We start from the raw sequence: 21,427 nt of genomic DNA, 5'->3' as shown, positions 1-21,427 counted from the left end.
TGGGCGACCTGAGATTGCAATCGGTCAATGAGCGTCAGAAGTGCGATGCACCGAGTTTGTGCCTGCAGTTTTTCGAAGGAAAGGCTTGAGAATTCATGATTTCGGAGCAGGTTTGGCTGGCGCATGAGCGCCGCAGATCTATACTGGGGAGATCAAGCGATGGGGTCGCCATGAGCAAAGAGTTCAGTGTAGCTGATGCCTATGGCGCCGGCCGCGCCATGTTCATGGGACTTGAACTGCTGGTTTCGCCCGGTGCGCTCGTCCCCAGACCTGAGACCGAGTTGCTCGGCAAGACCGCGCTTGGTGTGTTGCATCAGATGAACCTGCCGGCTCCGCGCATAGTTGATATGTGCTGCGGCACTGGGAATCTGGCGTGCGCGATCGCCTACCATGTGCCCAGCGCCCTTGTCTGGGCAAGCGATCTCACCGATGAATGCGTCGAAACGGCACGCCGCAACACCTCAAATCACGGCATGGCTGAGCGTCTTTCGGTGCTTCAGGGCGACTTGTTCGACTCTCTCATCGGCCTTGGGCTAGACGGAACTATCGACGTAATCGTCTGCAATCCGCCTTACATTTCTGAAAAGCGGCTCGAGGGCGACCGCGCCCATCTGATCGAGCTTGAGCCGCGCGAGGCGTTCGCAGCCGGCCCTTACGGCCTGAGCATTCATATGCGCGTACTGAAAGACGCACCGCGATACCTGCGGCGTGGCGGCATCCTGCTCTTCGAGGTCGGGCTTGGCCAAGACCGACAGGTAGCGGGTCTGCTGGAACGCAGCAAGGCATTCGAGAACATCCGTTCGGTCTCGAACGAAGCGGGCGAGGGCCGGGTGGTTCTGGGGCAAGTCAAGTCGCAGGCATGAATCCTGCGACAGTCAGACCAAATACGGGCTGCTCTGGGCGTTACGCTTACTCATCAGTTCATTTTGCGGATGATGTATTGCTCGATCCCCTGGATGGAATCGAGGTTTTCAGGCAGAAGTTCGCTATCCTCGACGGTAATGCCAAAGGTCTCCTCGATGAAGCCGATAATCTCAAGCACACCCGTCGAGTCGACAATGCCTTGATCGAGCAAGGATGCGTCATCCAGCAATGCCTTGACGTCGCTGACGTAGAAATTTGAAACCAAGAAACTACGAATCTGCTCGCTGTAGATTCCGGTGCGTTCCTTGATGGTCAACATGAATTCGTCCTCCGTGGCGTCACCATTAAATCAGCGACTTGGTTCTGGCCCCGTATCATGACAGCGCCGTTTTCTTGAGTTTTCCCGTGTCCGTCATCGGCAGGTTCGCCACAACGACGATGGATTTCGGGACCATGAAGTTTTCCAGACGCTTCTGGCACTCCTTCTGCAGTTCCCTTTCGCCAATGGCTCTTCCATGCTCCATCACCACAAAAGCTTTCACCGCTTGCCCGAGGAGCTCGTCGGGAACACCGATGACAGCCGCTTCTCGGACTCCTGGAATGTCCATCAGTACGTTTTCCACTTCCCTTGGCGCCACCTTCTCGCCTCGCGACTTTATGATCTCATCCCCACGGCCAACGAAGTAGAGGTAACCCTCCGTATCCATCCGGCAGTAGTCGCCGGTGTATAGGACCTGCTCGCCGGGCAGCGGGCCGGGTTTGAGTTTCCTGGCCGTTGCCTCGGGCTTGCCCCAATACCCGTTCATCACCGTTGCGCCGCGAATGACGAGTTGGCCGACAACGCCTGGGCCTATCCGCCTGTCATGCTCGTCAACGATCCACATCTCCGTATTCGGGATTGCGATCCCTACGCTCAATGGCTTTCGCTCGAGGTCCTCTGGCGGCAAATAGGTGCAACGTTTGCATTCGGTGAGACCGTACATCGAATAGATGCGTGCACCCGAAAACAGCTCGCGAAGCATGAAAATATGCTTGAGGGGTAGGGCTGCCGCAGTGTTTGTGACGTAGCGGATGCTCGAGAAATCCTGGTCTTTGAGGGACCTGAGTTCGGAGAGTGCGGCAAAGATTGTGGGCACGCCGGGAAAGCCCGTAACTCCCTCCTGCCTGATCAACCCGAGGATCTGTGCCGGGAAAGCGAACGAGCGTTCGAGCACCAGCCGGGCGCCGGTACGAAAAGCCATGATCATCTGGTACAGTCCATAATCGAAGGCGAGGGGTAGGACATTGAGGATCACCTCGTCCTCGGCAATCGCCAGGTAGGAAGCGACAGACGCGCACGCGGCCATCATGTTTCTGTGCGTCAGCATCACGCCCTTGGGTTCGCCCGTCGACCCGGACGTGTAGATGATGGCTGCCAGATCAACATCGATGCACTGCCGTGCCGGCGGCGTATCCGCGCCATTGGCGAGGGCGGCGTCCCAGCGCACGGCAAACGGCAGCTGGGCGAGTTCGACGTCGTCGATAGGTCCCGATACGATCACCCGCAGAAGTGACGGGCAGCCGCGCGCCGGCTCGCGGAAGATCGCTTGCAGATGGCCGTCCGTGATGAGCGCCGTCGGCCGGCAGTCGTTGAGCAGATAATCGAGCTTGTCGCTCTTGGTGAGCGGGTTGACGATGCACACCACCGCATTCGCCTTTAGCACCGCCCAGAAGCTAACCACCGTCTCGACGGTGTTGTCGGCGAAGATCATCACGCGGTCACCGCGAACGACTCCGGATGCGGACAGGTCCCAGGCGATCGCGTTGGCTCGCGTTTCGAGTTCGAGGTAGGTGACACGCTGCCTGTTGCACACCAGCGCCACCTTACTTCCGTGTCGGACGGCGGAATGGGCTAGGTAGTCATGCAGCAATGGTACGGCATCATGCAACATACAGGCGCTCTTCCCGATGTTCGCAGTCGACGTCGACGCTGAGCGTGCATTCGAGCGTTGCACTGGGACAACCCGCGACGAACTGCTGATGAAGAAGTTGGGTCGACAACACGCCGACCAGCGCCATGTTGTCGGCATTGGACAGGTCGCCACCGCCAGTTCTGGCCTGGCATTTGGCAAGCAGGTGCGTGACCCCCTTTGGATCGAAGACATTCGCCTCGCGCAGGGCCGTCTGCGAAACCGCCTCGCGAGCGTAATCCGGAGCGTCTGCGCCGACGAAGCAAAGCGCGTTGGGCGCGCGGAAGGGCTGCTTCTTGCGGGCTACGATCTCGGAGGGCAGGATGGGTGCCGCCATGCGCTTCAGCACGTGCTTTTCGTCGAGGCCGCGGAGTTTGAAGGAGGGTGGCAGCGAATTCGCGAGCCTCACAAGTTCATCGTCCAGGAACGGGAAGCGCCCCTCGACGGAGTGAGCCATCAGCATCCTGTCGCCTTGCGAGGAGAGCAGATAGCCCGACATCAGTGTTTGCACCTCGAGATACTGGTCCTGCGCAAGGGGACTCCAACGGGCAAACTGCGCGGGCAGACGGGCGAGCAACTCGGACACGGCGTCGCGGCCCTGCGTTCGAGCCCGCATATCGGCCGTAAACAAGCGCTTGATGGCCCTGGTGGTTTGCCAGCGGGTTTCATGAGCAAAGCCCGGCGCGTCGTAAGCCTGAATATTTCGCCCGAAGAACTGACGCGCCATCGCCTGCTGTTGCACCGGCGAGCGGGTGAGATAGGGGTAAAGGCGTTCCAGGAGCCGAGAGCGTCGTGTCGAAGTCGGGTGGCGCCCCCAGAAGCGGCGGACCTTGCCTTCGCGGAACAGGTCGTAGCCGGCGAACATTTCGTCAGCGCCTTCGCCGGTCAGCACGACCTTGATTCCACGCTCGCGCACCAGGCGCGAGAGCAGGAAGAGTGGCGCCGGGGCAGTCCTCAGTATCGGGCGTTCGGTGTGCCGGATTACCTCCGGAAAGATTCCGGCTATATCTCTGCGCGAAACGACCACTTCATGGTGCTCACTGCCGGTCGCCTCGGCAACCATTCGCTGGAAGCGGGTCTCGTCATATTCGGCGTCGTCAAAACGCAAGGAGAAGGTTTGGAAGCGCTCGCCCGCGAAGCGCCTCGCGAGCGTGGCCACAAGCGAACTGTCCAGCCCTCCGGAGAGGTAGCACCCGACAGGCACGTCGGCGCGCACCATTCTGAGCGCCGTCGCGGCCTCAAGAGCGCTAGACACGCGGTCCACCGCGTCATCGCTGGACCCGGTGAACTCGCCCTGCCGCGATCCGAACTTGTCGGGATAGGAAGGCTGCCAAAAAATCCGCTCACGAACGGTGCCATCCTGATAGATGCGGACATGACCCGGCTCGAGTTCGTTGATTCCGTGGAAAACTCCTTGCGGCGGAACGACCGTCCAGAGCGTGAACGTCTGATCGATGCCGGCTGGATCAAGGGCGCGAGGTATGGTTCGATCGGCCGCGAAAATGGCTTTCACTTCGCTGGCGAAATAAAGCCGGTGCGCATGTTCGCTGAAATACAGCGGGCAAATGCCGAAGCGGTCGCGCGACAATATGAGACGATTGGCCACTGAATCCCAGATCGCAATTGCCCATTGGCCGTTCATCCGCTCGAAGGCCGTTTCTCCCCACTCACGATAGGCGTGCAGCGCGACCTCCGTGTCGCTGCGGGTTCGGAAGCGGTGGCCGAGTGCCGTGAGTTTTTCACGCAATTCGACGTAGTTGAATATCTCGCCGTTGAACACGATCCACGTCGTATCGCCTGTATCCGCCATCGGCTGCTGGCCACTAGAAAGATCGACGATGGACAGGCGCACATGCGCCAGCCCCGCGCGTCTGTCCCGGTAGAGACCGCGCCCGTCGGGACCGCGATGCGCCAGCGCGCCCATCATCTGCATCAGCGCCTGCCGCGAAGGAGAAGCCGCTGTGGCATTCAGCGCCACGATTCCAGCGATGCCGCACATGCTCGGTCAATCTCCGCCTTCGGCGGACAGCAAAGGCCGCGCGTGAAGATAGTGGGCCGCCCTTCGTTTCGCTTCGATGTCCTTGAACACTTTCTGAAGCTGGGGCTCGGTGAGGCCAGCAACCGCCGCGAGCTCATTGCTGGCGACCCCGTGGTTCAGGCCGTAGAGGCATAGATCCATCAGGTGATAGGGCAGCGCGAAATAGAATTCTTCCTGGCTTTGGGTCATGGAAAAGGTGTCGGTGGTCGGTGGCCGCCGCCGGATTTCATCATCCACCTCGAGATATTCCGCGAGTTGATAAACCTGGGTTTTGTAAAGGTGAACGATCGGCATCACGTCGGCGGCTCCGTCGCCCTGCTTGACAAAAAAGCCCTGGTCGTACTCGAGGCGATTTGGAGTGCCGACAACCGCGTATTTGAGGCGGTCGGCGTGATAGTATTCCGTCATCTTGCGCAGGCGCTGCTTGTAGTTTGTCGCAGCAACGATCTGCAGATAGGCAGCTGGCGGCAGACGCACGGTATCTACTTTACCCTGCGGATCCTGGACCGTGAGGCGGGTTATATTGAGCCCGCTGCTCTCCAGAACCGACGCGATCACCAGCTTGCATTTCCATCCTTCCCCATAATCGGGAACGACGGTCTGGATCGCCTCGATCTGCCGGCGGTAGGCCCCAATGGCCTCCAGTGCCGGTGCTATGTCCTCAAGGACGCTTTCAATGCCAAGCTGTGCCGCGAGGCGGCGGCCAAGTCTCAGGGAGTCGCCGGAAGAATCCCGCTCCGGCATGAACAGTCCCAGGACCTTGTCTTTCCCGAACGCGCGCATGCACAAGGTCGCGACGACGGAGCTGTCGATACCGCCGGAAAGACCGACAACCACGCCGCGACGATGCAGGGTGCCGAGAACCTGAGTGCGCAAGGTGTCAACGATGCGATCGACCTCCGCGCGGGCATCGAGCGTCAGCATGTCCTTGCTGAATTCCGGAATTATGTCGATGACAAGTCCTCCCTTTTGCGAGATTCGGCGGGGGAATAGGTCTGCACGATGGCCGTCTCGATAAGCGGACGGTTGGTGGCAAGGTTTGGTTCGACGACAAGGTCGATGTGGCTGCCCGTGATCGAAATGACGTCCAGGTGTGCCAAGACGCTGTCCCAGCCCAAGGCCCGCGGCATTCCCTCCCTGCGACATCGGAACAAGGTACCGGAGAGGGGCAGAGCCGGCTTCGGTGCCTCAAGCCACTGGAAGAATGACTTCGCCCTTAAAACCTCCTGCAGTTCCAGTTTGGTCCTGAAGATCGTCGGGTTGAACTCTCCATTGGCAAATCTGTCCAGAATCCTGGCCAGACGCGCTTCGCCGCCCACGGCGACGGTGATCTTCGCAAGGGCTCTGCAAGCCATCCGGTGCGCGGATATGCGGTTGGTGCGAATACGATAGAACGTACGGGTAAGAGTCTCCCAATGGTTGCTCGGCTCGTCCAGAAGGCTCGTGTCGAGGATGCCCAGGAACCGCACCGTTCGCCCGGCCTTCATGAGCCGTGCGGCAACCTCGAATGCAACCGCGCCACCCAGAGAATGGCCGAGAAGTCGCACGGGGCCCGCAGGTTGGATGCGGCTTATCTGCTCGAGTGCGGCGCCAGCCATGGCGCTGAGGGTGTTGTGTCCGTCCAGTATCGCCGCAAGGCTCGGATATCGGATGGGGTTTACACGGGCGACTTTCCCCATGGCGGCTGCGAACGCAGCCAGGCTCGGACCATAGCCAACGGACCCTGGAAACAGGAAAAGAACCGGGGGGTGGTGCTTCTTTTCGCGCCCTTCGCCTAACCGTGCAGAGACGACCGCCTCAACCATCTCGTCCAAGCTCATGCCGACGGTGAATGCCTCGAGGCCCAGCTCTTGCCCGATGGCGTTTTCGATCGCCATGACGCAGTGCAGCAGCTGCAGCGAATCTCCTCCAGCATCATCCCAGTTTCCCGTGGCAGTGCCTGTGTTGAGAACCTGCGTCCACGCGTGCTGCACTATTTGACGCGTGTCCTTTGCTCCTCCGGCGGGCGGAGCATCGAGAGTGGACGACCGGGCGGCTCGCGCCCTCCTTCCGTGCGAACGATCTATCTCGGCCAGTGTTGCCAAATCGACCTTACCTCCCGACAGGCGTGGGATTGCGTCAACGGTGTGCAATCGCAAGGGACGCAATGGTGCCGGCAAGGTCATTCTGAGGAGCTTGCGAAGGTCGTCTGCAAAAGCGCCGCCTGCGAAGCGCTGGGGAACCGCGAAGGCGATGAGTTCCTGCGCGGCAGTTACCATCACCACGGCATCCGCTACCGAAGGCGCGCAACGCAAGACCCGTTCGAGTTCGGCGGGCTCGATGCGTCGACCATTGATCTTGATCTGGCGCCCTTTGCGGCCGACGATCCTCAAGATGCCATCATCGTCGAGCCGAACGAGGTCCCCGGTCGAAAAAAGCCGAGCCTCGGGATCGTCGGGGTCCGGCTGCGCGGGAACGACCACACCGTTCTCCCAATGACCAAGCAGGACATAGCGGCTTTTGATAAGAAGCTCTCCACTTTCGCCTGGCCCTACATTGCGCTCCGCTTCGTCGACGATAGCGAATGTCATACCAGGGAGCAGCCTGCCGACGGGAACCGACGCGTCTTGCTCGGGCCAGTCAGGCGGCAAGAACCATTGCGAACCGATGGTTTCAGTCGATGAGTAGCCGATCTGGATCAGACACTGGTCCGAAACGGCTTTGCGCAGCAAAGCGATGTCCGTCCATGACACTTTCTCCCCACCGATCCGCGCCACTCTGAGCGGCCAGGAAGCGTCGGCGGGCGCCTCAGCCAGGAGGGCTCGAAGCAGTGCCGGCACAAGATAGGCGATCGTCACACCTTCGGACTGCAACCGAGCGCGCGTAGCACGCAGGCCGACAGCCTCCACCTCGAGAAGATGCAACGTGGCGCCCGTCAGCAGCGCCGCAAAGATCTCCCGGCAACCGGCGATCGTGGCTGGCCCGGTCAGCGGCAGGAAAACGTCATCCGCGCTGATATGGCACGCATCGACATATTGCCGGACCCGCCATAGCAGGCTGCGTTGGCTGTTGACGATTCCCTTGGGGCGCCCGGTGCTGCCCGAAGTGTAAAGCACCAATGCGGGCGCATCGACCGAAACCATAGGGGGCTTATGCTGCTGTTCTGGGTGTTGATCGTTGGACGCCACGGCGGCCGCAATTTCGATCCAGATGATCTCTTGGGCCAATTCGACCGGGCGAACATTTTCGGCGCCTATAATCGCGCCGAGCCCCGCGGCACTGACTATATCGAAAATGCGAGAGGCGGGATCTCTTGTGTTGAGCGGAACCGAAGGCCGTCCCGCCGCCATGGTCGCCAACATCGCCACAGGATACCAAGCGGAGTTTGCTTGCAGGATGCCGATGGCCTGCCCTTCGGGGACGACGGCAGCGATATGAGTTGCCAGCGTCTCGACCGCCCGGAAAAGCTCAGAAAAAGTCAGGCGGTTCGCGCCGTCGCTGATTGCGAGCTTGTCAGGATGCCGCCTGGCGACATCTCCAAGGTGGTCGAAGATTGGAATGTCTGCAAATTTGGCACCCATCTGTCGGTAACGGCGCCAGACTGGCCCCCCTTGGTCAAGGTCATATTCGGGAACGACTGACCACCTTCGGGTGGGTCGCAGATCCACCTGTAGGTTTTGATTTGCCACTTCCGAATGCAAACACACTGAGGACATTCAGGGCCCCGCCAAGCTGTCGGTCGAACATCGCTCGCCGCGGAGATCTTTTCATCAATCATTCGGATGATGCCTCGATCTTGCCTAGCCAGCGCTTCCCGAGCGTCCTTCAGAAGTTTTGCCATTCGTGTCCAGCACCGGTCGTTTTTCCTTGCAAGCTCCGTGGAGCGCAAGACGGCTTGCCCAGGCGAACGGATGCGATCGGCATCTCCGCTAGAATCCGGGCTCGGTGCCTAGATTCACTGACTGGAACAATCATTCAAATGAACGTTGGTGTGATCTGAAATCCGGCTAAGCTTGATCCGTAGGGGAATGACTGCTCGTTCGGAGACGCTTGAGCATATGATCATCGAGTTGTTTGGGCCGCCTGGCGCGGGTAAAACCACGCTGCTTCGCGGCCTCTGCCAAGGGCTGGCGAGACACGGCATCAATGTGAAGACAGTAAATGGGTATCGCCTGATTGAACCTGGATCGGCCCAGGATGACGCTCCGGAAATCCGCCATGGCATAGGAAGAATTGGCAAAAAGATTGCCACATCCGGTCCTATCTTGCTGTCGACCTTGCCAAAGGACAGTGTCGCGGCCCGGCTTCTGGCATCGATCCCTCTTCGAAGCCGCGTGTGGTCATGGCGAATGAAGGTCGACATCGCCCAACTGTGCCAGTCCTGGCGCCAAGCGCGGGAGTCGCCCGGTTGCTTCATCTTCGAAGAGGGCATGATTCAGGCTTTGTGTGCGCTGGGTGTGCTGGCTAGAACTCCAAGCCTCGACGCGGTCCGCGAGTGCCTGGCGTTCCTGCCGCGGCCGGATCTCGTTGTGCAACTCGACGCGCCCCAGGAAACGTTACGCCGCCGTCTTGTGGATAGGCATGCGCAGCAACCGCTCCTCGAGGTTATGCTGTTCGAACTTGGCGTGGACAAAGGATTAAGGCAGGCCGAAATCTCAAGAGAGGTCGGCGAGTGCCTGCGCCAGGACCGATGGCCGTTGATACAAGTCAATGGTGCTGAACCTCACGACGTGGACGGGGTCGTCGCGCGCGTTCTGGGAGAGCATGTTGGTCATGCTGCCTAGGCTGGCCCATGACCTATGATCCACGACACATTTATGCATTTGGCGCCAAGCCGGGCAGCATCTGCCGCCAAGCGCGCAATCATGTCGAATCGTGCTGATCGAGCACTTCGAGCATGGTCGTCAACATGCTTCCGACTTCCTCAGAGATTTCCTCGGGGCGGATTCCCGCTCTGATGGCATCCGCCGTTGCTTGGTCCGCAAGTTTCGCCGCAAGAGCCGGATCGGCCTTGGTGTAGAGTGGGATCTTATCCTCTACCCATTTCTGCAGGAATTCGATGCCGCGCGCGCTCATACCAAGTACAAGCTCGGCCGGGCTTCTTGGTTCCGTCAGCCATATTCAAGAACGTCAGACCATCTTGCTCAGGCTGACGTTCCCACGGTCACGTCACGATGAACGAGGACGCCGTCAGAGCCAGATGTGGCGATAGAGTGGCAAATTGGATCTGATGTGCGCCGCCCGAGCCGTCGCTGTCAAAGGAAAGCGCGCCGGTCGTGCTGTTATAGACGATGTGATCGCCGCTGTCGTGCGCGGCCCTGCCGGCGTAAAACGCCGAAGAGGGAAGGGCGCCTGTATGCAGGCCGGCAAACACGGTGTGGTCGAGTTGGATCTTGTCGTGGCCCACTTTGAAATCGGTGACCTTGTCGATATTGCCGACCTTGAGAGCCGAATCGAAGACAAAGACGTCGTTGCCGCCATGTCCCGTCAGAACGTCTCTCCCGCCACCGCCGTTGATAGTGTTGCTCCCGGAATTGCCATCAATGGTTTGGGCGAATTCGTTTCCCGTGAGCTTGATGGCGGCAGTTCCCAATTTGCTGGTGGTCGCAAGATGCTCGACCTGCGAGCCGGCCGACAGCGCGTAGCTGACCGATGCCAGCACGCTATCGTTGCCGCTGTGCCGCAGTTCCACCACCTTGTCGCCGGCGTTGTTGACATAGTAGGTGTCGTTGTAGCCGCGGCCCATCATCGTGTCCGCGCCAGCGGTGCCGCGAAGCACATCCGCGCTACCCGTGCCGTAGAAAATGTGATCGCCGGTGCTGGTCGGAGGGACACTTGTGGGCGGAGGCACTGTGCTGGTAGGCGGCGGCGTCGGTTCGCTGGCCGAAGGACCGCTTGCGGTGCTCTGGTTGTGTTGAAGGAACAGAGCCTGCAGCGTCGGCGAGCTCTCAAGCGCCGTGTCGCCCTGTTGAGAACCCCAAGCATAGGCATAGTCGAAGGCGGGCGAAGGCGCTACCTTGGCCCAGTGGTCCAACATGGTCTTTTCCTGAGCAACGCTGGGCAGGACATAGCGACCGCCCGTGTCGGTCGTCCAGTCGCCGCCGCCGAAGGTCTGATACACGGGAACGACCTGACTGAGCGGGATGCCCGAGGCGACGGCCGCCGCCACAGTCCTGTCGATCATGTTGTAGTCAATCGTGCTTGTTCCGGTCCGTACCGGGTAGGGATCCAAGCCGTAATAGTCGATATGCGTGTTGGCAGGATTGAATGTGTTTGAAAAGTCGGGGTTAGCGGAAGACCCCATGTTCATCATGGTTATGAAGGTCTTGGCGCCGGGCAGGTGGCTGTGGATCCAGTCTGACTCCGCCTTCAGATCAGCGGCGGTGGCATAAGTTCCCCATTTGCCGGTCGGGTCCGGCTCATCGACGAGGAAGAAGCCAAACACTTTCGGATTGCCGATGAAGGGCGTGACCTTCTGGATAAAGGAGGAGGTTGCACCATCGGCTTCATTGAGCCACACCAGGCCTTTCTGGCCGGCCGGCAAGGCGTTGAGCTGGTCCAAGGAAGATACATCAACAAGATTGAATCCAGCTTTCGCGACCTCGGAGGCCGACCCGCCCGAGGCGTAATGGAGTGTTGTCATTGACATACCCTTCGTCCGATTCGGTAGGCGCCCCACACCTGCCTAGGGAAAGGATCCATTAGCGACAAATCAAATACCGGCGTCCCTTGATAGAATCTTTGATCATCGTCCGGAAAACACAACAGCCTCGATGTTACGCTTGCGTTAGAGGTTTGTAGATGATCCAAGTATGTCGGGCGCTCAAGCCTGCAACGAAAGCATTGCAGCGAAGTCTGCCGGAGCGCCTGCGCATTTGCAGTGGCGGCAATCGGCCAATGCGCGCTTCGGTTGCGCGAGCCACCGCCCAAATGCGCGCTTCCGCAGGATTTATTCGAGCTCAGACCGCAAAAGGAACCGCGTCCTGGCGAAGCCTCCCATTGCAGCCGCTCGATGCTCCTCAACGCGGTCGCCTAGCCGCGGGAAGATGCGGCTGGTGGGTCCGACCATATCCAGAGACCGGGTGAAAGCCTGTTTCCAGACGAAGCGATCGGAGAACTGGCGGTGCGAGTCATCACACCGCCTGGTCGCGATGTTGATCCGGCGAGAGAAGGCGGGCGGAAGTTGCTTTGAACGCGGCGCGCGGACCTTTCGAACACAGCCCTTTTTTATATCCGGCCCGCCGTGTCGTACGCGAAGATGTCGTCCTTGCACCGTCAGACCGGATGATCCAACGCACTGACCGAGGCGACAGCGATTGTGGCTGCATTGCCGCATCGTTGATCAGCTTGCTTCATGCAAACAGACGAGGACAGCACGAAAGCCTCCTCCTAGCGTGGGACTGGCTGTTGTGTGTTCAGGGGCGATAAAACCGGCCATGGAAACCGCGGATAGGATCAGCTGTTTTAAGCGATTGGTATCGCATCCAGGAGCGACAGGATGAGTCCGCATCTGGTTTGCGTTGGAGGCGAGGATCATAGACTAAGAATCCCGTTTCTTTTGGCGCTTCGCGAAAGGGGTTTTCAAGTCACTGCCGTTTCGAGTGATCTCGGAGCCGCCTTTTCACCCCATGGCATTGCCCATCGCCGATTCGGGTTCGACCGCTTTGGCAGCGGCGGTGCAGAATGGGGTGCTGTCAGCGCGATCCGTGAACTGATGTCCGAACTGCGTCCGGACATCATTCAAAGTTTCGACACCAAGCCCAATCTCCTAACTCCACTGGCGGTGCGCGGGCACGTTCCCGTCGTTCGCACCATCAACGGGCTTGGTTGGACATTCTCGTCGCGGGAGCCGCGGGCCCTGGCATTGCGTCCTTTCTTTTGCGGCCTTCAGGGGGTGGCGTCTCGTTGGACAGCCATGACCGTCTTCCAGAATAGTGATGATCAGGCCTTCTTCGAGCGCTACCGGCTGGTGGCTCGCGGCAAAGGGCGACTGATCCGGAGTTCTGGCATCGACCCCGATGCATTCTCGATGGCAAGGTATCGTGGTCCTTCGGCTGCCACGATGCGCGAGGAACTTGGCCTACAATCGGCCCAGGTCATAATATTTGTCGGTCGGCTCACGCGGCAGAAGGGGATTCCAACCCTCATCGAGGCGGTTCCTCGCGTTATCCGCGAGAGGCCCAACGCGCGTTTCGTACTTGTCGGCCCGCAAGACTCCGAAGGTCCGTTTGCCGTCAGCAGAGCCGATATCGAGCGCCATGTTCCCCACGTTGTCGCATTGGGGCCAAGGCGCGACATTCCAGCCCTCCTGGGGATGGCGGATCTGTTTGCGTTTCCGACGCAATATCGCGAGGGAATTCCGCGTGTCCTGCTGGAGGCGGGATTGTCCGGATTACCGATCGTCGCCTCCAACATGCCGGGCTGCAACGATGTGGTTGAGGATGGCTGGAACGGCTATCTCGTGGCGCCGCGCGATGCGGATGGCTTGGCCTCCCGGATAGTCGATATTCTTTCCGACCCCGCCCGTGGCAAGACCATGGGGAGCCGTTCCGTCGGATTCGTGCGGGAGCGGTTCTCGTTGTCGTGGGTCATCGACCAGTATTGCGACCTGTACAAGACAATCCTGGGTGGCAGATATCGCAGCAGGCTTGTTCAAGCTGCGCAGGCGAATCCGAGGGAAGAGGCGGTGCCGAGCCCCCATCGACTGGGCGAGGCGCGGCAATGATGCGTGATGCGCTTCTGGCCTTCGGCGTCGCGATGTCCTACGCGGCGCAACTCAGCATCCCAGGGCTGCCCTTCGGCTACAGCGAACTGTGCCTCACGCTCTGGATAATGCTGTCGATGACGCGAATCCTTGCTGGCGGCCAACTGGAGGTTACGCCGGCACTGGCCAAGCTTGGGCTTTTCTGGCTGATCCTGGCGCTTGCCATGGGCGTGGGTTACATCATCGGTTTTCTGACAACCACGTTGTTCCTGGATCCGTTGTTGCACGACACGCTGGCCTATGTGCTGTTGGCGTGCGTCACCTGTCTGGCCGCTGCGGAGCCCAACGCGTCTTTCCGTTTGCGTCGTATCGCCTGGTGGATGGTTGCTGTCGCGAATGCGGGCTTCATCATTCAGGTAGGGCTTGGTTTCGGCTGGCTCCATCAGGCTGGGGTCGAACCCTGGTACTGGGACCGCTTCTGCGGGTGGTCCGACAATCCGAACCAGCTTGCGCTCTACTGCGCCCTACTCGGTCCACTGGCCTTGCATCTTGCCACAACCACCAGCAATAAATGGGGAAGATGCCTTGCCCTATGCAGCCTCATATTCACCGTTTACGTCGGAAGGCTGACAAAAAGCGATACCTACCTTTATACCACGGTCCTGGCTTGTCTGATCCTTCTCGGGCTGCGGGTCCGGGCCTGGCTGGCGAGCGACGGCAATAAGGCGAGCCTTTCAAGGCAGCTTGCCGTCCTGATGGCCGTTGGCTTCCTGCCGCTGGCCCTGTCTATAGCGCCCTATGCCCTCAGCGAGGCCTCCAGCGCCGAAGACTTCGCCAAGAGCCTGACCAAAGACAAGGGCGGGGAAGCGACTGCCCAAACCGCGGCGCTTCGCCTCTACCTCTGGAATGCAGCCTTGGAGAAGGGGGCACGATCGGGATCGCTTGGACTGGGTCCGGGCCCGCATCTAGATAGTCCGCCCGTGGTCAATCAACAGTTTTTGCCGCGGCCCTTCGAGGCGCACAGCACCATCCTGGATCTCTACACTCAGGGCGGCCTGATTTCGGTTCTAGCCCTGATGTGGATCTTCGGCTCGGCTGCGTTGTCCGCCTGGCGGGCGAAGCTGGACGCTCTCGTGGCGCTCGTGGCATCGATCGCCGTTTTCAGTGCTCCGCATTTGGTCATCCGCCATCCGATCGTGTGGTTCTGTCTGACCCTCTGCCTTGCCGCCGGGACGCCGGAAGCGATCCCCGCGATTGTTCGCCAGAGGAGATGCTAGAATGTGTGGGATCGCCGGAATTTTGTTGGCGCCCGATGCAGCCAACGCAAGTGCGCTCAGGGCCATCGGACCGATGGCGACGACGCTTCGTCATCGCGGACCTGACGGTGAGGCCTTCTGGGTGAGCCGTGAAGGGGGGGTAGCCTTCGGCCACCGGCGACTGGCCATCGTCGACCTGTCCGAAGCGGGTCGCCAGCCAATGCTCTCCGCGAGCGGTCGGTATGTCATCACGTTCAATGGCGAGATATACAATTTTCGCGATCTGCGCCGTGAACTGGAAGGGGCGGGCCATCATTTCCGCGGCGCCAGCGACACGGAGGTCATGCTGTGCGCGATCGAAAGCTGGGGCCTTGATGCAGCCCTCGCGCGCTTCGCTGGCATGTTTGCTTTTGGGCTGTGGGACCTGAAGAACCGAACGCTTCAGCTTGCCCGCGACCGAATGGGGAAGAAGCCACTCTATGTCGCCTTGACACGTGATGCGCTCGTCTTCGCCTCGGAGTTGAAGGCGATCACTTGCTTCCCAGGCTTCACCCCGGAACTCGATGTCGATGCGGCGACGACAATGGTTTCCAAAGGCTGGGTGCCGGATGACCGTTGCATTTGGCAGGGCGTGTTCAAGCTGCCACCTGGATCAGTCCTGTCGGTCACTGCGGCGCAATTCGCCAACGCCCGAGGCAGCGGTTCGCTTGCGCATCGCATTCACCCTTGGTGGTCGCTGGCCGATGTCGCCTGCAAGGGACAGCGCGATCCGATAGCTGCCAGCGACGAGGACCTCGCAACCGAGCTCGACAGCCTGCTCCGCCTGGCCGTCAAGGAACGAATGATTGCAGATGTGCCGCTGGGCGCCTTTCTGTCGGGCGGAATCGACAGCTCGACTGTCGTCGCGCTGATGCAGGCACAGTCCCGAAACCCCGTTCGTACGTTCACCATAGCGTTCGGCGAAGGTGGGTTTGATGAAGCTCCCCATGCGGCCGCGGTGGCTCGGCATCTGGGCACCGATCATACGGAACTTCATCTCTCGCCGGCCGCCGCGCTTGAGGTCATTCCGGAGCTGCCCCGGATTTGGGACGAGCCGTTTGCCGATGAATCGCAGATACCGACGCTGCTGGTGTCGCGGCTCGCGCGGCAACATGTAACCGTGGCGCTTTCAGGCGATGGTGGCGACGAGTGCTTCGCAGGCTATTCTCGACACTTCCTGGCAGCCCGCCTCACAAAGCAGCATGAGCTGCCATTGTCATTTCGCCGGCTGTTGGCATCGGGGGCTGGGTTGCTGGCCCAAGCCTCTCAGAAAGATATCTTCGGCAATCTGCCGCTTTCATCGAATATGCGGCATGGCTTGCGCGGTGACCGCCTGGCTCGCCTTGCCCGCCTGCTCGCGGCGCGAGATGAGGACGAACTCCTTCTGCAACTGACCAAATCTTCAGCCAACGACCTTGTTCATCGCAAGCCGTCGACAGCACCTACCGACACGACAAAGCTCGACGGCCTGCTCTCGCGTCTCCTATTCGCCGACATGACAGGCTACCTACCGGGCGACATTTTGGTGAAGCTCGATCGAGCCACCATGGCCAACAGCCTCGAGGGGCGATGCCCGATCCTGGACCATCGCGTCGTTGAATTCGCCTGGCGCTTGCCAGCCCGTGCCAAAGTCCGAAACGGGAAGGGCAAATGGTTGCTTCGCCGACTGCTTGATCGTTATGTACCACGCCGACTGGTCGACCGGCCCAAGCAAGGTTTCGACGTTCCGGTCGGGACTTGGTTGAAAGGGCCCTTGCGCGGCTGGGCAACCGATATCATTGCCACGATCGGCCGCTCCGGGGACGGGGTCATCGACCGTGAGAAGGTCGACGCATGCTGGCGCAATCATCTGCATGGAAGCCAAGATAATTTCCGCGACCTGTGGCCGGTGCTCATGTTTCAGGCGTGGCGCAACGAAGCCATGCGGCCATCGACGGTCGCCACGCACCCTTCTTACCATATCGAACTGACAGGGGATTGAGATGGAAGGTTCCATAGCCAACCGCGCCCGGCGTCCGCGCGCCAAGCAGATGGAAGCTGGGACACTTGAAACCAATCTGCGCTTGATGCGGCCGCCACGCGAGCCAACGCAATCGTCACCCTTCCACCAGCTCGTCATCATCCTGACGACGCGAAAATGGTTCTTGCTTGCCATGGCCCTTCTGGGCGGCATCCTGGCCGGACTGGCAGGCTTCACCCGCCCGGTGCTGTTCGAGGCAACTACCCAGGTCATTATCGATGCCCCGAGCAGCAGTGCTTCGGGCGGCGTGGCATCCGCCCAGGACTCGCTGGAATCGAACATCGATGATCATCTGACGATGCTCTCCTCGCAAGGCCACCTGCGTCGGGTCCTGGCAGCACTCCGCAAAGCCCAACCAGTCGACGGTAACGGAAAGACCGTCGTCAATGCCGTCCCGCCCGCGGCTGGCTCGTTCCTCATCGATCTCCTGAGCAGGGCCTGGAGACAGGATAACACGGTGGCGGAAAATCCGGACGCAGCGGACGCGCCCGAACTGAAGGCGCTACGCAACGGAATGAGGGTCGGACAAGAGCTGCGATCACGCGTCATCACCATCGGCTTCACCGATCCAAGTCCGGCGCGTGCGGCACTTGTCGCGAACACGTTTGCCCAGGTCTACATTCAAGATCTGGTACAAAAAAGCCGGGCATCGGATCAGGTTAATCTGGATTCGATAGTCGCCAGCCTTCCGCAAGTACAAAGGGATCTTGTCGAAGCGACAGATCGGCTGGAGACATACCGGCTCACGCATGGCGCCGTCGATCAGACTGCGGCCAACAACGCAGCCAGTGAGACAGCGGAACTCGGCCGGCAGATATTCCTATCGAAAGCCAGTCTTTCCGCGTCGGAAGCGCGCCTTCGCCGTATTGAGGACCTGCGCAAGGCGGACGCCCCGGTCACGGCCATCGCTGAAGAAATCGGGTCGCCCGTGTTGACGGACCTGGTGACACGCCAGTCGGGTGCCGCCGCCGACGGCGATCTGCGCTACGCGATCGCCCGCGAAATGGAGCAAAGCGTTGCCCGAATCGCTGCCGAGGCAAATGTCTACCGGTCTCAGGCTACGGCTCTTGAAAGTCGCAAGGCGATGCTCGACGCGGCCGTGGCCGACACGGCGAGCCAACTTTCGGGGCTGCGTTCCCTTGAGCCTAGGGTAGCCATCGTGACGCAGCATTACAACGAACTCCTGAGCCGGCAGCAGGATCTGATACGTCGCATCGCCGCTCCTTCGTCAGGCGTAGCGGTCCTTTCGACCGCCTGGCCGCCGTCGACCCCCGTGACATTGTCGCCGATTTTCCTGATTCCCCCCGGCATGGTCGTCTTTGGTCTCATGGGGGCGGTCATTGTCCTGGTCCGCAACGGTTTCAACCAAACCTTGCGCAGTGAAGCCGAAGCCGAGGCCGAGCTTGGGGTCCCGTGCGTAGGACTGCTTCCCAGGGTTGCGGGACTTAATGCCAGAAAGCTGCGGCATCTGGTTCTGAGCCAGCAGAACTTGCCGTTCAGCCGCGCCGTGACTTCGCTGCTCGTCACTGCGGCGCCAACTCAGGGGAAGGGGCAGCCGCCGCATATCATTCTCGTGACGTCCAGCATCCAGGACGATGCCAAGACCGAGTTGGCATGGAGCCTGGCGCTGGCGGCAACGCGGCTGGGAGGAAGAGTGCTTTTCCTCGATCTCGATCGCAAGGATGTACGGCTCACGAACGGGTTTCGTGGTGAATTCAGCACCGACAAGGCCCGGAACTCCTTCGGCGACTATGTGAATGAACGTTGCGTGCTGAAGGATGCAATTACGAGGATGCCGGAAATCGGTATCGACCTCATGGCCGCTCCGGCACCTTCCGATGATCTCCTGACGCTTCTGTCCACCGTCGACAAATGCCAGTTCACCGAGGAGCTGCGTTCGGCCTACGACGTGGTCATCATGAACGGTCCCCTGGGCCTCGGGGGGCCTGAAACCAGGCTGCTTAAGCGCTGGGCCGATTCGGTGCTTTTTGCCGTTCGCTGGGCAAGGACGAGGCGCAGCATTGCCCGTGGTGCTCTGGATGCAATAGGGGCCGGCGGATCCGCCCCCGTTCCAGTAGGGAGTGTGCTCACCCGGGTGAACCTGAAGAGGCTAGCCGGCTCCAGGCTCGGAGACAACGCCGATCTTCTGTTGGAGAGGGTTTGAAGATGCGTGTGCGATCTTCAACAGAAGCTCCAGGGAGCGATCGAGCCCCTAAATCGAGCCAGCTACACGATGATCATTGAATTTTTCGGACCTCCAGGATCCGGCAAAACAACCTTCGCACATGCGCTTGCGCAGCAGCTGCGCGGGAAAGGCTATCACGCCAAGGTCGCTCTCAGCTACAAGCCAAGCACCAGGGCCGCCAAATATGATCTCGGAATCTTTCTGTTCATATCACGGATCGTATCGGCGATGTTTTCAACAGCCAGAATACTGCTTTTTTCGGCAGGGCGAGCCGATGATATTTCCAATTCCTTTGCAATAGTGAGGATGATACCGCCAAAAAACCGAATATGGCGCGCGCGAATCTGGCGATACATCCTGCACCTTTCGCGTTGCTGGAAGTCTGCGGAGCAATCGCCCGAAATTATAATTTTCGATCAAGGATATGTTCAAGCGATTGGTTCGCTTGCGATGTTTAATGGGAGCACCAACCCCAGAGCGCTGGAAAAGGCGCTCAGCCTCGCACCGGCGGCCGATCTCACCGTCAGGCTCTTGGTGCCAGCTGCGGTCGTGGAAAGTCGCCTTCGTCGGCGGATGGAGCTTGAGCCGCCGGCGGAACGGATTTTCGAGGCCGACTTGAGCGTTAACATGCGCTCATTCGCCGTTTTTGAAGCGATGCATGACCTCCTGACAACATCTGGCCGGGAAATCATCTCCGTCGAAAACACCGATGGTCCATCGACCTTTAAAAGTATTTGTCGGATTGAGAGACAAATACTTTCTGCATTGTCGCGCTTCGATAGGTCGGTCGGCGAAAAGCAAATTGAGTTGCCGGCTCATCGCGCAGATGTAACTGGTTCAGCAACCGCACCGCCGCGCAACAAGGACATGGGCTCGCGGCTGGCTTGGGCAAGCATATTCGCCTTGTTGATCTATATTGGTGGCGCTGGTTTGACCAGTCTTGCACAGTTGGCAATTGCACGCCTTATCGGACCTCACAACTACGGTATCTATTCCTACGTTCAGGCTTGGACGTCAGTGCTCGCCTATCTGGCAACGCTTGGCTTTAATGTATCATTGTTGCGTTTCCTCCCGGCCTATAGGGCCAGTGGCAGGCTTGATCTAGCCCGCGGGGTGATAAGATTTGCGCTGCAGAGATCGCTGATAGCGGCAACCTTGTTCGGGATGATCGGCGCTGCGTCCGTCCTGTTCCTTTCAGATCCAACGGAAAGAGGGCTTGAGACAAGCATCGTGCTCGGCATGATGGCTGTGCCCTTGGTTACGGCCTATGCTCTCGGAGCCACGCTTGTGCGTGCTTTCGGCGGCGTTGTCTCGGCGTTGTTGCCGGAGCGCATCATGCGAGACGGACTCCTGCTCGTGTTGGTAGCGCTCCTGGCATTGTCGGGATTTCGAACAGTGGATGCGCCCTCGGTGACGATGGCGGTGCTTGTGAGTTCCGCTTTCACAGCGGCGCTGGTGTTCATCATCGCGAGGAGGTTTGAACCACCCGGCCTGGGACACGCCAAGCCAAGTTATGCCTCGAGGGAATGGTGGCTTGCCGTCCCCCCGCTCATGCTCATCACTGGGCTCGATGTTTTCGTCAGTCGGGCAGGAGTCCTGGTTTTAGGCTGGACAAGCCATATTGCTGAAGCGGGTATTTTCGCGCTGGCCTTGAATGTCGCGATGCTCGTGGGCCTGTCCCGTATCGCCGTGGCAACCATGTTTTCGCCAACAGCAGCCGATCTCTACGTCAGAGGCGATCGCAGAGGCCTACAACAGCTGTTCGCGCGCGCAACCCTGCTTTCTGCTGGCGGTGCCATCCTGGTGGCCGTCCCAATGATGGTGATAGTCGAGCCGTTCTTGAGCTATTTCGGTGAGGGTTATAGCGCGGGAGCGCCGATCGCACGGGTTCTGATTTTGGGATATGTCTTTGTCGCGCTGTGCGGGCCCCAACAGAATCTCCTGACCATGACTGGAAATGAATGGGCTGCGGCAACGACGATGGTAGCGGGTGCTGTGGCCAATATAATTGCCTGTGCAGCCGGAGTTGCGGTGTACGGCCTGCTTGGCGCTGCGGTGGGTGTGGCACTTGCACTGAGCATCTGGAGCATTGCCATGGCCGTCTATATCCGCAAGCGACTGAAAATCATGCCAGGCTTGGTTTTTGCCTTGCTGTCGATCAGGCCGAGCGCGGTCGATGCCCGTCAATGGCATTGGTTCTTGAGGGCGAGCAAATGAGACCACTGTTTTGGCTACGGTGATTGCCGTCGTTCGGGCAGGAAGTCACGAAGCCCGGATCGCACAAAGGCCATAGGGCTGCACAGACGCTTCGGCGTATCTCTGTTCCGGACACCCGCGCGGGCAGCCGATACTTCGCGGGCTGTGTCCGTCATTTGAAGGATGCATCAGTTTCG

Annotated in this window: 14 protein-coding genes; 7 read left to right on the top strand and 7 right to left on the bottom strand. The window is 59.9% G+C overall.

The window, feature by feature from the left end; translation table 11 throughout:
* Positions 1 to 170: 170 nt before the first annotated feature.
* The gene (locus X730_RS163925) at positions 171 to 863 is read left to right on the top strand and encodes a class I SAM-dependent methyltransferase (protein WP_023825308.1); all 693 of its coding nucleotides are present in this window, start codon (positions 171 to 173) and stop codon (positions 861 to 863) included.
* Positions 864 to 916: 53 nt separating this feature from the next.
* On the opposite strand, the gene X730_RS163930 is transcribed toward X730_RS163925, so the two are convergent.
* Genes X730_RS163930 through X730_RS163950 form a run of 5 tightly spaced genes read right to left on the bottom strand, consistent with a single transcriptional unit; the run spans position 917 to position 8,411 of the window.
* Positions 917 to 1,183 carry an acyl carrier protein gene (locus tag X730_RS163930; protein ID WP_023670883.1) on the bottom strand — a complete coding sequence of 89 codons (267 nt, stop codon included), beginning with the start codon at positions 1,181 to 1,183 and terminating at the stop codon, positions 917 to 919.
* A gap of 55 nt (positions 1,184 to 1,238) precedes the next feature.
* Complete coding sequence (locus X730_RS163935) at positions 1,239 to 2,795, bottom strand: AMP-binding protein (RefSeq protein WP_023830100.1); 1,557 nt, start codon at positions 2,793 to 2,795, stop codon at positions 1,239 to 1,241.
* The gene (gene asnB, locus X730_RS163940; protein ID WP_023825307.1) at positions 2,785 to 4,812 is read right to left on the bottom strand and encodes an asparagine synthase (glutamine-hydrolyzing); all 2,028 of its coding nucleotides are present in this window, start codon (positions 4,810 to 4,812) and stop codon (positions 2,785 to 2,787) included. Before asnB (X730_RS163940) ends, X730_RS163935 begins: the two co-directional genes overlap by 11 nt.
* Before the next feature lie 6 nt (positions 4,813 to 4,818).
* On the bottom strand, positions 4,819 to 5,799 hold the full coding sequence (nadE, locus tag X730_RS163945; protein WP_280814966.1) for an NAD(+) synthase: 981 nt from the start codon (positions 5,797 to 5,799) through the stop codon (positions 4,819 to 4,821).
* Positions 5,796 to 8,411, bottom strand: a complete 2,616-nt coding sequence (locus tag X730_RS163950) for an AMP-binding protein (RefSeq protein ID WP_306413639.1) — start codon at positions 8,409 to 8,411, stop codon at positions 5,796 to 5,798. The genes nadE and X730_RS163950 overlap by 4 nt, the downstream gene beginning before the upstream one ends.
* 477 nt (positions 8,412 to 8,888) lie before the next feature.
* Here X730_RS163950 and X730_RS163955 point away from each other — a divergent pair, with 477 nt between their 5' ends.
* Complete coding sequence (locus X730_RS163955; protein WP_023670888.1) at positions 8,889 to 9,614, top strand: AAA family ATPase; 726 nt, start codon at positions 8,889 to 8,891, stop codon at positions 9,612 to 9,614.
* 79 nt (positions 9,615 to 9,693) lie between these two features.
* On the opposite strand, the gene X730_RS163960 is transcribed toward X730_RS163955, so the two are convergent.
* Positions 9,694 to 9,906 (bottom strand): DUF768 domain-containing protein, encoded by a 213-nt coding sequence (locus tag X730_RS163960; RefSeq protein ID WP_023670889.1) that lies wholly within the window; start codon positions 9,904 to 9,906, stop codon positions 9,694 to 9,696.
* Between the two features lie 88 nt (positions 9,907 to 9,994).
* A complete protein-coding gene (locus tag X730_RS163965) occupies positions 9,995 to 11,473 on the bottom strand; it encodes a calcium-binding protein (protein ID WP_023701115.1) in 1,479 nt (492 codons plus the stop codon).
* An 855-nt stretch (positions 11,474 to 12,328) separates the two neighbouring features.
* Between X730_RS163965 and X730_RS163970 the strand changes: the two genes are divergently transcribed.
* The 5 genes from X730_RS163970 (at position 12,329) to X730_RS1000000165110 (ending at position 21,251) form a co-directional block, all read left to right on the top strand.
* On the top strand, positions 12,329 to 13,555 hold the full coding sequence (locus X730_RS163970) for a glycosyltransferase family 4 protein (RefSeq protein ID WP_023727383.1): 1,227 nt from the start codon (positions 12,329 to 12,331) through the stop codon (positions 13,553 to 13,555).
* Positions 13,552 to 14,811, top strand: a complete 1,260-nt coding sequence (locus tag X730_RS163975) for a polymerase (protein WP_023691498.1) — start codon at positions 13,552 to 13,554, stop codon at positions 14,809 to 14,811. The genes X730_RS163970 and X730_RS163975 overlap by 4 nt, the downstream gene beginning before the upstream one ends.
* Before the next feature lies 1 nt (position 14,812).
* Positions 14,813 to 16,810, top strand: a complete 1,998-nt coding sequence (gene asnB, locus X730_RS163980) for an asparagine synthase (glutamine-hydrolyzing) (protein WP_023825305.1) — start codon at positions 14,813 to 14,815, stop codon at positions 16,808 to 16,810.
* A gap of 1 nt (position 16,811) precedes the next feature.
* Entirely contained in the window at positions 16,812 to 19,013 is a 2,202-nt protein-coding gene (locus X730_RS163985) for an exopolysaccharide transport family protein (protein WP_023825304.1), read from the top strand.
* Between the two features lie 69 nt (positions 19,014 to 19,082).
* Complete coding sequence (locus tag X730_RS1000000165110; RefSeq protein ID WP_031194976.1) at positions 19,083 to 21,251, top strand: polysaccharide biosynthesis C-terminal domain-containing protein; 2,169 nt, start codon at positions 19,083 to 19,085, stop codon at positions 21,249 to 21,251.
* Positions 21,252 to 21,427: the final 176 nt, after the last annotated feature.

Origin of the sequence: Mesorhizobium sp. L103C131B0, assembly GCF_000502275.1 — a bacterium.
In the GTDB taxonomy this organism is placed as follows: Bacteria; Pseudomonadota; Alphaproteobacteria; order Rhizobiales; family Rhizobiaceae; genus Mesorhizobium.
The sequence above is the reverse complement of the archived record's forward strand: the minus strand, read 5'-3'. Positions and strand labels throughout refer to the sequence as shown.

Coding starts and splice junctions, on each gene's coding strand:
- X730_RS163925 (WP_023825308.1), top strand. CDS start 171: ATGAGCAAAGAGTTCAGTGTAGCTGATGCCTATGGCGCCGGCCGCGCC.
- X730_RS163965 (WP_023701115.1), bottom strand. CDS start 11,473: ATGACAACACTCCATTACGCCTCGGGCGGGTCGGCCTCCGAGGTCGCG.
- X730_RS163985 (WP_023825304.1), top strand. CDS start 16,812: ATGGAAGGTTCCATAGCCAACCGCGCCCGGCGTCCGCGCGCCAAGCAG.
- X730_RS163935 (WP_023830100.1), bottom strand. CDS start 2,795: ATGTTGCATGATGCCGTACCATTGCTGCATGACTACCTAGCCCATTCC.
- X730_RS163930 (WP_023670883.1), bottom strand. CDS start 1,183: ATGTTGACCATCAAGGAACGCACCGGAATCTACAGCGAGCAGATTCGT.
- X730_RS163960 (WP_023670889.1), bottom strand. CDS start 9,906: ATGAGCGCGCGCGGCATCGAATTCCTGCAGAAATGGGTAGAGGATAAG.
- X730_RS163955 (WP_023670888.1), top strand. CDS start 8,889: ATGATCATCGAGTTGTTTGGGCCGCCTGGCGCGGGTAAAACCACGCTG.
- X730_RS163970 (WP_023727383.1), top strand. CDS start 12,329: ATGAGTCCGCATCTGGTTTGCGTTGGAGGCGAGGATCATAGACTAAGA.
- asnB (WP_023825307.1), bottom strand. CDS start 4,812: ATGTGCGGCATCGCTGGAATCGTGGCGCTGAATGCCACAGCGGCTTCT.
- X730_RS1000000165110 (WP_031194976.1), top strand. CDS start 19,083: ATGATCATTGAATTTTTCGGACCTCCAGGATCCGGCAAAACAACCTTC.
- asnB (WP_023825305.1), top strand. CDS start 14,813: ATGTGTGGGATCGCCGGAATTTTGTTGGCGCCCGATGCAGCCAACGCA.
- X730_RS163975 (WP_023691498.1), top strand. CDS start 13,552: ATGATGCGTGATGCGCTTCTGGCCTTCGGCGTCGCGATGTCCTACGCG.
- X730_RS163950 (WP_306413639.1), bottom strand. CDS start 8,411: ATGGGTGCCAAATTTGCAGACATTCCAATCTTCGACCACCTTGGAGAT.